Below are 15055 nucleotides of genomic sequence, written 5' to 3' on the forward strand. Positions count from 1 at the left end.
AGCGCCACAGAACAGTGTGGGAGCGGGCTTGCTCGCGAATGCGTCAGGTCAGTTGAATGGATGCTGGCTGATGCCCCGCTTTCGCGAGCAAGCCCGCTCCCACAGGGGGAGTTTGGGTAAGGCACCCTATTTGCAGCGCCCCAAAACAGTGTGGGGGGGTGTCAGTTTGTGAATGCCAGGCGCAATTCGGCGCAGAGCCCGCCGCCGTCGCGGTTGCTCAGGGTCAGTGAGCCACCCATGGCGATCGCCAGTTGCTGGGCGATGGCCAGGCCCAGGCCGGTGCCGCCGGTCTCCCGGTTGCGCGAGCTTTCCACCCGGTAGAACGGCTTGAGCACTTCGGCCAGTTCCTGCTCGCTGATGCCGGGGCCACGGTCCAGTACCTGGATCGCCAATTGCCCGTTGTCGGCCGGTTGCACCTGGATCTGCGCTGCGCCGCCGAATTTCAAGGCGTTGTCCACCAGGTTCACCAGCACCCGCCGCAGGGCATGGGGACGGGTATCGATGACGGCGGCGTTTTTCCCGGACAGTTGCACGTCCTTGCCGGTGTCCTGGTAGTCGAACACCAGGCTGTCGAGGAACGCGTCCAGGCTGATCCGGCAACTGGCCTCGGTGGCGCCGTGGATGCTGCGGGCATAGGCCACGCCTTCACGCACCAGGTGCTCCATTTCGCTCAAGTCGCTCCACAATTTGTCCCTTTCGATTCCTTCGTCCATGAATTCGGCGCGCAGCTTCATGCGCGTGATGGGGGTCTGCAAGTCATGGGAAATCGCCGCCAACAACTGCATGCGCTCCTTGAGGTAGGTGGCGATGCGGTCCTGCATGGCGTTGAAGGCCTTGGCCGCATGCACCACTTCGGTCGGGCCTTTTTCGTCCAGGCGGACGCTGTGGGCGTTGGGGGCGAGGGTTTCCACCGCCTGGGCCAACCGGGTCAGGGGGCCGACGGCGATGCGCACGGCCAGCCAGGTGCAGCCGATCAACAGTGTCAATTGCCCCAGCAACACGATTGGCAGCCAAGGGGAGAGGGGCGCCATCGCCGGGCGTACGTCGATGGTCAGCGGGCTGCCGTCTGCCAGACGCAGGTGCGCTTGGTAGTGCATTTTTGGCCCGGGAATCTGCTTGAAGGTCAGGCCATAGGCCTGGCCAATGGCGTCCTGGATCGAACTGACCGAGACCGGCGCGTCGGCCAGGTCCATCGGTTGGCCGGGCTGGCCTTCGTCGAGCAGGTAGCCATAGTTGCGTCGGGCGAGTTTCGGCAACCAGGCCTGGCGTTCGGCGGCAGGCAGCCGGTCGAGAATCGCGACCGAGGTCGATACATCGGTCTCCAGGTTGCCGAGCATGGTCGACTTGGCGCTCTGGTAGCGCTCGTAGTACTGGACGCCGAAAGACAGGCCCTGGGCCAGGATCAGGCCGATCAGGAAGATCAGCGACAGCCTCGAGGCCAGGGTCCGCGGCCAGCGCAGCGGCAGGTTCATACCGACGCCTCGAGAATCTCCACCGGCAGCGAGAACACGTAGCCTTCGCTGCGCACGGTCTTGATGTAGGCCGGTTCCCGGGCGTCGTCCAGCAGGCGCTGGCGCAGGCGGCTGACCAGCAAATCGATGGAGCGATCGAACAGGTCGGCGTCCCGGCCCTGGGTGAGGTTAAGCAACTGGTCGCGGTTGAGTACCCGTTGCGGATGATCGAGGAACACCCGCAACAACCGATACTCGGCGCCGCTCAAGGCAACCATGGTGCCGTCGGTGTCCAGCAGGTGGCGGGCGGTGGTGTCCAGGCGCCAGCGTCCGAACGCCAGCAGGCGACCGCTTTCGGTGACCACCAGATTGGGCGGCAACATGCGGGTGCGGCGCAGCACGGCGTTGATCCGCGCCAGCAGCTCACGGGCGGCGAACGGCTTGACCAGGTAATCGTCGGCGCCCATTTCCAGGCCGATGATGCGGTCGGTTTCGTCGTTGCGGGCGGTGAGCATCAGCACCGGCGTGGCCTTGTGCTTGCCGGCACGCAATTCCCGGCACAGCACCAGGCCGTCGTCGCCGGGCATCATGATGTCCAGCACGATCAGGTCCACCGGGGTGGTTTCGAGGAAGGCGCGCATTTGCCGGCCATCGGCGACAACGGTGGTGCGCAGGCCATTCTTCTTCAGGTAGTTGCCAACCAGCTCTCTGATCTCGCGATCGTCATCCACTATCAGCACGTGATCGACATGATCCATGGTGTCCCGCTCCTCGGCGTTTCGTTGTGAGCAGTCTACAGGCCCCGGCCAGCCCGGCTCGCGGCGGTTTGTATTGCAGTGTATCTGGCGCCTGACGGATACACAGCGATGCAAAAAGCCACCGGGCTCGATACAGACGCGATACCTGCGGGGCATTCAATGGCATCCATCGAGGCACACAACAGGCCTCGGCAGATAAACCCCCATTGAATCGAGGAATCGCCATGAACACCAAAGCCGTCTACGCTGCCTGCCTTTTCGCCGCGCTGAACATCTGCACCCTGTCGGCCCGGGCCGAAAGCAACGTGCAACCGCACACCTACACCTACGGCAGCCACCTGGACATCCAGAAGGTGCTTTCCCTCACCGAAGACACCGAGCCGACCTGCGGCGTGGTCAACGCCCACATGACCTACCTGGATTCGGCAGGCCACCAGCAGGCGCTGGACTACCGCAAGTTTTCCGATAACTGCACCAACCAGAACTGACCTGCTTTTGTGGCGAGGGAGCTTGCTCCCGCTGGGGCGCGAAGCGGCCCTTTTATTTCCTGACGCACCCAATTGTCAGATTGATTTCGGGGGCTGCTGCGCAGCCCAGCGGGAGCAAGCTCCCTCGCCACAGGGTTAACGTCAGCCTTTACTAATTGAGGTGTTGCCATGCTTCTGATCGCATTTCTCGGCGGGATCCTGACGATCCTCAGCCCCTGCATTCTTCCGGTGGTGCCGTTTCTGTTCGCCCGGGCCAATCGCTCCCGCAGCTCGGTGCTGCTGACCCTCGGCGGCATGGTCTTGACCTTCGCCCTGGTCTCCAGCCTGGCGGTGGTCAGCAGCGAATGGGTGGTGCGCGCCAGCAGCGTCGGTCGGCAAGTCGCGTTGGTGGTGATGGGGGTGTTCGCCCTGTCGTTGATCTTCAGCCGGGTTGGCATCTGGCTGGCGCGGCCGCTGGTCAACCTGGGCAATCGCCTGGACGCCGGGGCCGGGCGGATGGCCGGGCCGGTGGGCTCGGTGCTGATCGGCGTTGCAACCGGGTTGCTCTGGGCACCGTGCGCCGGGCCCATACTCGGGGTGATCCTGACCGGCGCCATGCTGCAAGGCGCCAGCGCGCAAACCAGCCTGTTGCTGCTCGCTTACGGCCTGGGCAGTGCCTTGTCCCTGGGCACGCTGATCCTGGCCGGGCGTGGTCTGGTCGGGCGCCTGAAGCTCTCGCTGCCGATGACCACCTGGCTGCGCCGTGGCACGGGGCTGGCGGTGTTACTGGCGGCCGTGGCGATTGGCACTGGGGCGGATGACCGCTTGTTGGCGGCGACTTCGTCTCAACAATCGACCACCTTGGAAAAAAGCCTGCTGGAGAACGTGCCCAAGGCCATCGACTACGTGGTGAGCAAGGCCGGCGCCAGTGCCATGCCGACCCTCGACGCCCAAGGCGCCATGCCTGCGCTGGACGGCGCGGTGCAATGGCTGAACTCGCCGCCGCTGAGCAGCGAGTCGCTGCGGGGCAAGGTGGTGTTGGTGGACTTCTGGACCTACGACTGCATCAACTGCCAGCACACCTTGCCCTATGTGAACGGCTGGGCGAAGAAGTATGAAAAGGATGGGCTGGTGGTGATCGGTGTCCACACCCCGGAATACGGCTACGAGAAGATCATCGACAACGTCCGCGAGCAGGTGCGCAAGCTGGACATCCACTATCCGGTGGCAATCGACAATCAGTATGCGATCTGGCGCGCCTTCAACAACCAATACTGGCCGGCCCATTACTTCATCGATGCCAAGGGGCAGGTGCGCTACAGCCATTTTGGTGAAGGGCGTTATGGCGAGCAGGAGCAGGTGATCCAGCAGTTGTTGGAGGAGGCGAAGGCTAGCCGGATTGTTAACTAAACTCTTTAATTTCAATTGATTGAGATAATTTTTTCTAGCTGTTTCTAGTTTGGCGCGTCACTTGTGGACGAATGTCGCAGATGGCGAAAGCATGCCGTCCCCGTGGCGAGGGAGCTTGCTCCCGCTGGGCTGCGAAGCGGCCCCAAAAAAGCCATGACAGACTCGGTGTGTCAGGCAAATACAGGGGGGCCGCTGCGCGGCCCAGCGGGAGCAAGCTCCCTCGCCACAATGGGTTGCATGCGGATTCGAGAATGGCCTGCGAATGCTGGCCCCTTGCTCATCTGCAGAGAGGCAAACTTCTTTCCTTTCAGAAAGTTGGGCGACAAACCTATGCGTATTTCTATGTGGGTCGTGGCGACGTTTCTCTTGGCTGCCGTCTCGCTCGAGGCCCAGGCCAGGGCGCTGACGCAGAACCAGCAATCGGTGTGCCGCTGGGGTTCGGACATTGCGGCGGGGGCCCAGGCGTCGAAGCTGTCTGGCGTCAGCCTGTACGGCGCACGCAAGAAGTTGCAGGTGCGCAAGTTTCCCCGGCCCTGGATGCGCATGACCGCCCTGGGCATTACCGAGCAGACCTACAACAGCGCTTCGCGTCTCAAGCCCGCGGCGGTCAAGCAGACCTACTACGAGCAGTGTGTCCGTCATGAGCTGGCGCGCCGCTAGGTGCTCAGGCGGGGCTGCGGCCTGGCATCTCGATGCCGTGCTGGTGTACCCGTCGATACAGGGTCGCCCGGGAAATGCCCAAGGCCCGGGCGGCGGCGGTGGGCTTCCAGCGGTGGCGCACCAAGGCATCGAGCAACGCCTGGCGTTCCGGGCTGGCGCTCGGCTCCGGACCCTGATCGACGGCCTTAGTGCAGTGCAACGACTCGGGCAGGTGGCTGAGCTGGATCACACTGGCTTCGCACACCGCGCAGGCATAGCGCAGCACATGGCGTAACTGGCGGACATTGCCCGGCCAGTGATAGCCAAGCAGGCATTCCAGGGCCGCGCCGCTCAACTGCACGGTTCCCCCGCAGAGCGCCGACTCCTCGGCAAGAATTCGATTGATCAGCGCCAGCCGGTCGCTGCGGTCCCGTAACGGCGGTAGCTGAAAACGCGCACCGCCGAGGCGGAAATACAAATCCTCGCGAAACTCGCCGGCGGCCACCAGCGTCTCCAGGTCGCGGTGGGTGGCGCAGATCACCTGAATGTCGACGGCCTTGCGCCGGGATCCCCCCAGTGGTGCCACTTCACCCTCGGCCAGTACCCGCAGCAGTCGGGTCTGCAAGGCCAGCGGCATGTCGCCGATCTCATCCAGGAACAAGGTGCCACCATCGGCCTGTTGCAACAGGCCCTGCATGCCTTTGGCCGAGGCGCCGGTGAACGCCCCGGCGACGTAGCCGAACAATTCGCTTTCGATCAGGCTTTCGGGAATGGCCGCGCAGTTCAGCGCCACGAAAGGGCGCTCGCGGCGCTGGCTCGCCTGGTGCAACTGGCGGGCGAAGACTTCTTTGCCTGCACCGGTTTCGCCCTGGATCAGCACCGGCAGGTTGCGATCCTTGACCCGCACCGCCAGGCGCAGGCTGTCGGCCAGGCGCGGGTCGATCTCGGCAGGCGTCATCGCCACCCGTGGACGCGGGTTGGCCCGCTGGCGCGGCGCGCTCAAGCGCCCGTGTAGGGCGTGATCGAGCAAGCAGAGGCTTTCGTCCCGGGCGCGGTGCAGCCGTTGCTGGTCGAACACTTGGCCGATGTGTTGCGGCAACTGCCCGTACTGTTGCAGCAGGTACTGGCGGGCAGCCGGGTTCAGGGCTTGCAGGCAACCGTCGTCATCCCAGGCGAACAGGAAGTCCGGCTGGCTGTCGACGTAGCCGGGGTTGCGATGGGCCCGCAGCACCCAATAGCCCTGGGCGCTGCTCATGAAAAACGCCTGTTCGATCTCCCGGGCGCTCTGCACCACCATTTGCCGGATCAGGTGCTGCGAGCGGCGATCATCCGGCGAGCGCACCGCCGAGACGTCCAGCACGCCGAGCAATTCACCCTGGGGATCGAAGACCGGTGCGGCGGAACAGGTCAGGCCGATGAACGCCGCGCGGAAATGATCGCGCTTGTGCACGGTTACCGGGGCCTTGGCCGTGAGCACCGCCGCCACGCCACAGGTGCCTTCTTCGCCCTCCGACCAACACGTGCCCAGGTACAGCCCGGCCTTGCGGCAGTCATTGCGAATCGTGGTTTCCACCCGATAGTCGATGGTCTGGCCCTGGGCATCGGTCAGCAGTACGCAATAGTCGGCATCGCGCACCCGGCCATGGAGGCGGGCCACTTCTTCGCTGGCGATATTGAGGAACAGCTCGGAGCGCTCTCGGCATTGCTTGAGCACGTCCTGGGAGAGGATGCGTGGGCCCTGCAGCGAACCCGGGTCGAGGTGGTGTTGCTCCAGGGAACGGCGCCAGGAGTCGAGGATCAGGTCCGGGACGGGCAGTTGTGGCAATTGGTTCGCGTTTTTCACCACGCGGCTGACGCAATCCACGTGCGCCCGGGAGTGAGCGGAAAGCATGGGGCCTCCGATTCAGCTTCTTGTCGTTGTGCGCACATTAAGCGCCGTTCGCCGGGTGCAGACAAGCTCGACGGGTTGTCCGGGTGGCGTGAGACGCCACGTCTCAGTGTCTCGCCGCAACCTCGTGCAGGCTGACATGGGGCGTCTCACCGGGGCTCGGTCCGCTGCTTCGTCAATCGTCTCGGGACCGCTCTGGTTCGGCCTTCTCGCAGGTTTTTTTCGCAACTGGCACCGCCCTTGCTCTATGCCTGGAACCCGCCCGACGGGCCTCCAATAATAACAACGAGGTGTCTATGTCTTCCTGCCCAGGCCGTTTGCCCACACCGTCCACGGTGGCGCCATGAGCCGCCGACCGCTGACCGTGGGCATCATCGCCAACCCCGCATCGGGCCGTGACGTGCGGCGCCTGACCGCCAATGCCGGGCTGTTTTCCAGTACCGATAAGGTTTCGGTGATCCAGCGCCTGCTGGCCGCGTTCGGCGCCACCGGCATCGAGCAGGTGTTGATGCCCACCGACATGATCGGCATGGCCGCCGCCGTGCTGAAAAACAGCCACAGCCGCCAGGCCCGCAGCAGCCACTGGCCGGCCCTGGAATTCCTCGACCTGACCCTGCGCCAGACCGTTGAGGACACCCGCCGGGCCGCACGTCTGATGGCCGAGCGCGAGGTGGCGTTGATCGCCGTGCTTGGCGGCGACGGTACCCATAAGGCAGTGGCCGCCGAAGTGGGCGACATCCCGTTGCTGACCCTGTCCACCGGCACCAACAACGCCTTTCCCGAGCTGCGCGAGGCCACCAGTGCCGGGCTGGCCGGTGGGTTGTACGCCAGCGGCCGGATCCCGGACGCGATCGGTTTGCGCCGCAACAAGCGCCTGCTGGTCTGCGATGCCGGACGTGGCTTGCGCGAAGTCGCCCTGGTGGACGTCGCCGTGTCGCCGCTGCGTTTTGTCGGCGCCCGGGCCATCAGCCGCGCCCAGGACCTGGCCGAAGTTTTCGTGACTTTCGCCGAACCGCAATCCATTGGCCTGTCGGCGTTGTGCGGCTTGTGGTTCCCGGTGTCCCGCCAGGCACCGGGCGGGGCCTGGATGCGCCTGGACCCGCAATCCCCCGAAGCGCTGCTGGTGCCGCTCGCCCCGGGCCTGTTGCAAGGCTGTGGGGTGCTCGCCGCCGGCCCTTTGGAACCCGACGTCGCCCATGGCTTGTCGCTGTCCAGCGGCACCTTGGCCTTGGATGGCGAACGGGAAATCGAATTCAACGTCCATGACCGGCCCACGGTCACCCTCGATGCCGGCGGTCCGCTGAGCATCGACGTCAACGCGGTGCTGGCCTACGCCGCGCAACAACGCTTGTTGGCCATCGGCCGCGAGCACCCGCAACACCCTCTGAATCTTCAAGAAGACACCCCAGGAGAATAAAAATGTCGACACCGCTCACCCACGATCAACTGCTGCACGCCTACCAGGTGATGCGCACCATCCGCGCCTTTGAAGAGCGCCTACACGTGGAGTTCGCCACTGGCGAGATCCCCGGTTTCGTCCACTTGTATGCCGGCGAAGAAGCGTCGGCCGCCGGCGTCATGGCCCACCTGGGCGATGACGATTGCATCGCCTCCAACCACCGTGGCCACGGCCATTGCATCGCCAAGGGCGTGGACGTCTACGGAATGATGGCCGAGATCTACGGCAAGAAAACCGGCGTCTGCCAAGGCAAGGGTGGCTCGATGCACATCGCCGATTTCGAGAAAGGCATGCTCGGTGCCAACGGCATCGTTGGCGCCGGCGCGCCACTGGTGGTCGGCGCGGCTTTGGCGGCCCGCCTCAAGGGCACCGACAGCGTCGCCGTGGTGTTTTTCGGCGATGGCGGCTCCAACGAAGGCGCGGTGTTCGAAGCCATGAACATGGCCTCGGTGTGGAACCTGCCGTGCCTGTTCATCGCTGAAAACAATGGCTACGCCGAAGCCACCGCTTCCAACTGGTCGGTGGCCTGCGATCACATCGCCGACCGCGCCGCCGGCTTCGGCATGCCCGGCGTGACGGTGGACGGCTTCGACTTCTTCGCCGTCCATGAGGCCGCCGGAGCCGCCGTCGAACGCGCCCGTGCCGGGGAAGGGCCGTCGCTGATCGAGGTCAAGCTGACCCGCTACTACGGCCACTTCGAAGGCGACGCCCAGACCTATCGCGCACCCGACGAGGTCAAGCATTTCCGCGAAAACCAGGACTGCCTGATGCAGTTCCGCGAGCGCACCACCCGGGCCGGTTTGCTCACCGTCGAGCAGTTGGACCAGATCGACAAGGAAGTGGACCTGCTGATTGAAAACGCCGTGTACAAGGCCAAGTCCGATCCCAAGCCCTCTGCAGCGGACCTGCTGACCGACGTCTACGTCAGCTATCCCTGAACGCCCTCCTAAAACAAGAACAGAGAATTTCATCATGGCGAGAAAAATCAGCTATCAGCAGGCAATCAACGAAGCCCTGGCCCAGGAAATGCGCCGCGACGCCAGCGTGTTCATCATGGGGGAGGATGTGGCCGGTGGCGCCGGCGCCCCCGGTGAAAACGACGCCTGGGGCGGCGTGCTCGGGGTGACCAAGGGGCTTTACGACCAGTTCCCCGGGCGCGTGCTGGACACTCCACTGTCGGAAATCGGTTACGTCGGCGCGGCGGTCGGCGCGGCCACCTGCGGCGTGCGCCCGGTGTGCGAACTGATGTTCGTCGACTTCGCCGGGTGCTGCCTGGACCAGATCCTCAACCAGGCGGCGAAGTTTCGCTACATGTTCGGCGGCAAGGCCTCGACACCCCTGGTGATCCGCACCATGGTCGGTGCCGGCCTGCGCGCCGCCGCCCAGCATTCGCAGATGCTCACGTCTTTGTGGACGCACATCCCGGGGCTCAAAGTGGTCTGCCCATCATCGCCCTACGACGCCAAGGGCCTGCTGATCCAGGCTATTCGCGACAACGACCCGGTGATCTTCTGCGAGCACAAGTTGCTCTACAGCATGCAGGGCGAAGTGCCGGAAGAGCTCTACACCATTCCCTTTGGCGAGGCCAACTTCCTGCGCGATGGCAAGGACGTGACCCTGGTCTCGTACGGGCGCATGGTCAACACCGCGATGGACGCCGCGCGTAGCCTGGCCGGACGCGGCATCGACTGCGAGGTTATCGACCTGCGCACCACCAGCCCGCTGGACGAGGACAGCATCCTGGAAAGTGTCGAGAAGACCGGGCGCCTGGTGGTGATCGACGAGGCCAACCCACGCTGCTCCATGGCCACCGATATCTCGGCGCTGGTGGCGCAAAAAGCCTTTGGCGCGCTCAAGGCCCCGATTGAAATGGTCACCGCGCCGCACACCCCGGTGCCGTTCTCCGATTCCCTGGAAGACCTGTACATCCCTGACGCGGCGAAGATCGAACAAGCCGTGCTCAACGTGATCGAGTGGAGCAAGCGCTGATGAGCCAGATTCATACCCTGACTATGCCCAAGTGGGGCCTGTCGATGACCGAGGGCCGGGTCGATGCCTGGCTCAAGGAGGAGGGCCAGGCCATCACCAAGGGCGAGGAAGTGATGGACGTCGAGACGGACAAGATCTCCAGCAGCGTCGAGGCGCCGTTCTCTGGAATCCTGCGCCGCCAGGTTGCCCGGCAGGACGAAACCCTCGCGGTCGGCGCCTTGCTCGGCATCGTCGTCGAAGGCGAGGCCAGCGACGCCGAGATCGATGCGGTCATCGAGCAGTTCCAATCCAACTTCGTCCCCGGCGACGCGGCTGATGAGGACAGTGGTCCGAAACCACAGAAAGTCGAGTTGGACGGCCGGGTGATCCGCTATTTCGAGCGCGGCGAGGGCGGTACGCCGCTGGTGCTGGTGCACGGTTTTGGCGGCGACTTGAACAACTGGCTGTTCAACCATGAAGCCCTGGCGGCCGGGCGACGGGTCATTGCCCTGGACCTGCCGGGCCACGGCGAATCGTCGAAGACCCTGCAACGCGGCGACCTGGACGAACTGAGCGGCGTGGTGCTGGCCTTGCTCGATCACCTGGACATCAACGCTGTGCATCTGGTGGGGCATTCCATGGGGGGGGCGGTGTCGCTGAACGCCGCGCGCCTGATGCCCCAGCGGATACGCTCGCTGACCTTGATCGGCAGTGCCGGCCTGGGTGCGCAGATCAACGGCAGCTACCTGAAAGGGTTCGTCGAAGCGGCCAACCGCAACGCCCTCAAGCCACAGTTGGTGCAACTGTTCTCGAATGCCGAGCTGGTCAACCGTCAGATGCTCGACGACATGCTCAAGTACAAGCGCCTGGAAGGTGTGGACGCGGCGCTGCAGCAGTTGTCAGCGACGTTGTTCGCCGACGGCCGCCAGCAGGCGGACCTGCGCGAAGTGGTGCAGGCCGGCCACGTGCCGACCCTGGTGATCTGGGGCAGCGACGACGCAATCATCCCGGCGTCTCACGCCGAAGGGTTATCAGCGCGGGTCGAGGTGCTGTCGGGCCAAGGCCATATGGTGCAGATGGAAGCGGCCGAGCAGGTCAATCGGCTGATCAACGGGTTCATCGGACAGCACTGACCAAGCGGGCGGCGCTTGCGTCGTCGCCCTATAAAAATTCTGGAGGCAACGCTATGAACGTTTCTATCAAGCCGACCCGCAGCATGCGCGCCGCCGTCTGGCATGGCCGCAACGACATCCGCGTCGAAGACGTGCCCCTGCCGGTTTCGCCCCCCGCCGGTTGGGTGCAGATCCGTGTGCAATGGTGCGGCATCTGCGGCTCCGACTTGCACGAGTACGTGGCCGGGCCGGTGTTCATCCCGGTGGACGCGCCACACCCGCTGACCGGAATCAAAGGCCAGTGCATCCTTGGCCACGAGTTCTGCGGCGAGATCGTCGAACTGGGCGCCGGCGTCGAGGGTTTCAGTGTCGGCGAGCCAGTGGCGGCGGACGCCTGCCAGCACTGCGGCACTTGCTACTACTGCACCCATGGGCTCTACAACATTTGCGAGAACCTGGCGTTCACCGGGTTGATGAACAACGGTGCGTTCGCGGAGCTGGTCAACGTCCCGGCGAACCTGCTCTACAAACTACCGGCCGATTTCCCCGCCGAGGCCGGTGCGTTGATCGAGCCACTGGCGGTGGGCATGCATGCGGTGAAAAAGGCCGGCAGCCTGCTGGGCCAGAACGTCGTGGTAGTGGGCGCCGGGACCATCGGCCTGTGCACCATCATGTGTGCCAAGGCGGCTGGCGCGGCCCAGGTGATTGCCTTGGAAATGTCCGGTGCGCGCAAGGCCAAGGCCCTGGAAGTCGGGGCCAGCCATGTGATCGATCCGAATGAATGCGACGCCTTGGCCGAAGTTCGGCGCCTGACGGGTGGCCTGGGTGCCGATGTCAGTTTCGAATGCATTGGCAACAAGCACACCGCCAAGCTGGCCATCGACCTGATCCGCAAGGCCGGCAAGTGTGTGTTGGTGGGCATTTTCGAGGAACCGAGCGAGTTCAACTTCTTCGAGCTGGTCTCCACGGAGAAGCAAGTGCTGGGCGCGCTGGCCTACAACGGTGAGTTCGCCGACGTGATTGCCTTCATCGCCGATGGGCGCCTGGACATCTCGCCGTTGGTGACGGGACGCATCCAGTTGGAAGAGATCGTCGGGCAGGGCTTCGAGGAGTTGGTCAACAACAAGGAGCACAACGTGAAGATCATCGTGTCTCCCGCACGGATTTGAGAGCGCCCGGGTGGGCGGTTTTGGCGATGGCCGGCAGCGGCCATCGCTTCTTTTTTAGGTGTAGCTCAGGTGTAGGCCAGCAGGCGGCCGCAGAATATGACCGCAATCCACAGGGCCATGGAAACCAATGCCTGGACCTTGGCCAGGCCGGGAGCCTTATGGCCGGTGTTCCATTGCTGGACGGAACGGTAGGTGCCAACGTGGAACAGCAGGGCGTTGAGGCCCGCCACCGCGATCAGGAACAGCTTGAGGATGAAGACGTTGTTGCCGGCAAAGTCATGGGGGTGAGCACTGAACATCATCAACCCGGCGGGCACGATCAACAGCAGGGCCGCAACGGCCCAGGGTAACAGGTGACGGGCGAGGGCGTTCACAGCGATGCCCTTGGACAGCCCGAGGAGGCGCAGGTCGAACATCACCACCGCGCCCACCAATATCGAAAAGCCGATGATGTGCACCACTTCCACCAGCGGATAAAGCCACAGCTCGCTGCGCATGGCCAATGCCAGGGACGAATCGCCCAGTTGGTCCATCCAGACTTGGGCCGAGCCTGCCTGGGAGGCCTGCATCAGCGCAACTCGGTGGTCTTGTGGTCGATGGTGATGCGTTCGGCACGTAACTCGTCGGGTTTGTTGCGGTTGGCATAGCCGACCACGGTGGCGCGGTTACCCGCTTTGAGCATGTCTTTGCTCAGCCCCCGATTCTCCATGCGCGACGGTGGGGCCAGCACGACGGTCCAGGTTTTGTCGGTGGTTTGCAGGCGTACGTAGCCATGGGGATGGGAATAGCCGGCTTCCTTTATCGTGCCTTCCAGCGTCAGGGGATTGCTGGCGTCGTATTCGCTCCAGCCGTGGTGGGCGAGTGCCGCCGTGGTGATCAGCATCAACGCCAAACCGATGCTACGAAGAATGAAGTTCATGGCAAGGTCTCCTTTGGGTGGTCGATTCAACCAGGCAGGTATTCGCGCCAGACCCGCCGTTCATCCAATTGAAGCAGTTGCTCCTCGTTCTTGCGAAACGGTCGGTCGCAGTCGAGAAAAAACTCATCGAGTTGTGGCGGCGCGACGTGGGTGGCGCTGAGCATGCCGTGGACCTGGCCACGATGATGGATCTGATGCTCGAACAGGTGCAACAGCAGCCGGTCGATTCGTTCGCGCACTTGGCCGTCGGCTCGTATCAGGTCGACGGAACGGGCCAGGTCTTTCTCCCGCAGGGCTTCGCAGAACGCCACCAGCCGCTGGTCGGTCTGGGTCTGGTTGTGCATCAGTTGGGCAAAGGCCAGGGTCTCGGAGAAATCCTTGATCTGGCCGTCACGGTCGCCTTCCAGGGCGGTGAGGTAATAGCGGTCCACTTCCAGGATGTGGCAAAGCGTGGCTTGGATGGACGGGAAGAATCCCGTGCGCGGCGCCGCGTAGTCGGCCTCGCTCAACTGCGCGCAGGCGCCGAGCAGCCTGTGGTTGGCCCATCGGTTGTTCAGGGCCTGGGCCAGGAAATAGTTCATGGGAAGCCTCGTCAAGACTTTGTGGGAGCGAGCCTGCTCGCGATTTGGTCGGCACATCCAGCATAGCCGGCTCTGGCAGACCGCTATCGCGAGCAGGCTCGCTCCCACAGGTTGAGTCGCATGAGCTAACTATTGCGCGTTCACCATCGATCCCTGTGGGAGCGAGCCTGCTCGCGATGGCGGCCGCACAACCACCGCCGGTTAGCGCCATGCCTTGTGATCAAAGCCCCACATCCGGCAACACCGGTCGATTGGCCAAGGCCTTGGCCATGATCTGCTCCACATACACCCGGTCCGCTTCCGGCAGGGCCAGGCGCGGTGGGCGGGTGAGGGCGCTGCCGCGGCCGGCGATGGCTTCGCACAGCTTGATGCATTGCACCAGGTCGGCGCGGGCGTCCAGGTGCAGGATCGGCATCAGCCATTCATAGATCGGCATCGCTTCGGCGAACCGTCCGGCGCGGGCCAGGCGGAAAATGGTCTCGCCTTCCTGCGGGAATACGTTGGACATGCCCGAAACCCAACCTTCGGCGCCCACGGCAAGGCTTTCCAGCACCACGTCGTCGAGACCGGCGAACAGCACGAAGCGATCGCCGACTTCATTGCGCACGTCGATGAAGCGCCGGGTGTCGCCGGAGGAGTCCTTGAAACACACGACGTTGTCGCAATCGGCCAGGGAAATCAAAATGTCCGGCGTCACGTCATTCTTGTAGATCGGCGGGTTGTTGTAGACCATCAGCGGCACGTCGGCATGGCGGGCCACGTAGCGGAAATGCTCGGCGGTCTCGAAGGGCTTGGAGCCGTAGACCAGCGCCGGCATCAGCATCACCCCGTCGACACCGACCTTGCGCACCGCGTTGGCAACCTTGGCGGCCTGCACGCTGGTGAACTCGGCCACGCCGCAAATCACCGGCACCCGGCCCCGGGAGGCGTCCACCGCGACTTCGGTCACGGCGATTTTTTCCTCGGCGCTCAGGGAGGTGTTTTCCCCCACCGACCCGCAGACCACCAGGCCGGAAACGCCATCGCGAATGACGTTGGAAATCACTTGGTGGGTTTTTTCCAGGTTGATGGAAAAGTCATCGTTGAATTGGGTGGTGACGGCAGGGAAGACGCCGCTCCAGTTGATGCGTTTGCTCATGGGTTGTCTCCGGTTGTTAATGGTTTGTGGCAAGGGGGGTGTGGGAGCAAAGCTTGCTCGCGATACAGGCGCCGCGGTTCCCATGGCAGACCGTGT

15 protein-coding genes are annotated in these 15055 nt (G+C 63.9%); 8 read left to right on the forward strand and 7 right to left on the reverse strand.

Annotated elements, in window-relative coordinates:
• Positions 1–161 precede the first annotated feature (161 nt).
• Together J3361_RS13385 and J3361_RS13390 are read right to left on the reverse strand one after the other, a co-directional pair.
• Positions 162–1472, reverse strand: a complete 1311-nt coding sequence (locus J3361_RS13385) for an ATP-binding protein (RefSeq protein WP_207964981.1) — start codon at positions 1470–1472, stop codon at positions 162–164.
• Entirely contained in the window at positions 1469–2209 is a 741-nt protein-coding gene (locus J3361_RS13390; RefSeq protein ID WP_003202589.1) for a response regulator, read from the reverse strand. Before J3361_RS13390 ends, J3361_RS13385 begins: the two co-directional genes overlap by 4 nt.
• A 224-nt stretch (positions 2210–2433) precedes the next feature.
• Here J3361_RS13390 and J3361_RS13395 point away from each other — a divergent pair, with 224 nt between their 5' ends.
• From J3361_RS13395 to J3361_RS13405, 3 genes are all read left to right on the forward strand, one after another.
• Positions 2434–2697, forward strand: a complete 264-nt coding sequence (locus J3361_RS13395; protein ID WP_207964982.1) for a DUF2790 domain-containing protein — start codon at positions 2434–2436, stop codon at positions 2695–2697.
• A 168-nt stretch (positions 2698–2865) separates the two neighbouring features.
• Positions 2866–4086: a cytochrome c biogenesis protein DipZ gene (locus tag J3361_RS13400; protein ID WP_207964983.1), complete on the forward strand. Its 1221-nt coding sequence runs from the start codon at positions 2866–2868 to the stop codon at positions 4084–4086.
• Positions 4087–4416: 330 nt separating this feature from the next.
• Positions 4417–4746 carry a hypothetical protein gene (locus tag J3361_RS13405; RefSeq protein ID WP_053119980.1) on the forward strand — a complete coding sequence of 110 codons (330 nt, stop codon included), beginning with the start codon at positions 4417–4419 and terminating at the stop codon, positions 4744–4746.
• Between the two features lie 4 nt (positions 4747–4750).
• On the opposite strand, the gene J3361_RS13410 is transcribed toward J3361_RS13405, so the two are convergent.
• On the reverse strand, positions 4751–6616 hold the full coding sequence (locus tag J3361_RS13410; RefSeq protein ID WP_207964984.1) for a sigma-54-dependent Fis family transcriptional regulator: 1866 nt from the start codon (positions 6614–6616) through the stop codon (positions 4751–4753).
• A 340-nt stretch (positions 6617–6956) separates the two neighbouring features.
• Between J3361_RS13410 and J3361_RS13415 the strand changes: the two genes are divergently transcribed.
• From J3361_RS13415 to J3361_RS13435, 5 genes are all read left to right on the forward strand, one after another.
• Positions 6957–8030: an NAD(+)/NADH kinase gene (locus J3361_RS13415; RefSeq protein WP_207964985.1), complete on the forward strand. Its 1074-nt coding sequence runs from the start codon at positions 6957–6959 to the stop codon at positions 8028–8030.
• Between the two features lie 2 nt (positions 8031–8032).
• On the forward strand, positions 8033–9010 hold the full coding sequence (locus J3361_RS13420) for a thiamine pyrophosphate-dependent dehydrogenase E1 component subunit alpha (protein WP_053119650.1): 978 nt from the start codon (positions 8033–8035) through the stop codon (positions 9008–9010).
• A gap of 34 nt (positions 9011–9044) precedes the next feature.
• Positions 9045–10061: an alpha-ketoacid dehydrogenase subunit beta gene (locus J3361_RS13425; protein WP_207964986.1), complete on the forward strand. Its 1017-nt coding sequence runs from the start codon at positions 9045–9047 to the stop codon at positions 10059–10061.
• A complete protein-coding gene (locus J3361_RS13430; protein ID WP_207964987.1) occupies positions 10061–11173 on the forward strand; it encodes an acetoin dehydrogenase dihydrolipoyllysine-residue acetyltransferase subunit in 1113 nt (370 codons plus the stop codon). Before J3361_RS13425 ends, J3361_RS13430 begins: the two co-directional genes overlap by 1 nt.
• Positions 11174–11256: 83 nt before the next feature.
• Positions 11257–12321 (forward strand): 2,3-butanediol dehydrogenase, encoded by a 1065-nt coding sequence (locus J3361_RS13435; RefSeq protein WP_225917632.1) that lies wholly within the window; start codon positions 11257–11259, stop codon positions 12319–12321.
• A 65-nt stretch (positions 12322–12386) separates the two neighbouring features.
• Here the strand turns inward: J3361_RS13435 and J3361_RS13440 are convergent, their stop codons facing one another.
• The 4 genes from J3361_RS13440 to J3361_RS13455 form a co-directional block, all read right to left on the reverse strand.
• Positions 12387–12890, reverse strand: coding sequence for a DUF6644 family protein (locus J3361_RS13440; protein WP_207964988.1), 504 nt, complete (start codon positions 12888–12890; stop codon positions 12387–12389).
• On the reverse strand, positions 12890–13240 hold the full coding sequence (locus J3361_RS13445; RefSeq protein ID WP_207964989.1) for a DUF6152 family protein: 351 nt from the start codon (positions 13238–13240) through the stop codon (positions 12890–12892). The genes J3361_RS13440 and J3361_RS13445 overlap by 1 nt, the downstream gene beginning before the upstream one ends.
• A 26-nt stretch (positions 13241–13266) precedes the next feature.
• Positions 13267–13821 carry a DinB family protein gene (locus J3361_RS13450; RefSeq protein ID WP_207964990.1) on the reverse strand — a complete coding sequence of 185 codons (555 nt, stop codon included), beginning with the start codon at positions 13819–13821 and terminating at the stop codon, positions 13267–13269.
• A gap of 220 nt (positions 13822–14041) precedes the next feature.
• Positions 14042–14959: a dihydrodipicolinate synthase family protein gene (locus J3361_RS13455; RefSeq protein ID WP_003202565.1), complete on the reverse strand. Its 918-nt coding sequence runs from the start codon at positions 14957–14959 to the stop codon at positions 14042–14044.
• Between the last annotated feature and the right edge of the window lie 96 nt (positions 14960–15055).

Origin of the sequence: Pseudomonas sp. OA65 (assembly GCF_017498305.1) — a bacterium.
Lineage (GTDB): Bacteria > Pseudomonadota > Gammaproteobacteria > Pseudomonadales > Pseudomonadaceae > Aquipseudomonas > Aquipseudomonas zanjanensis.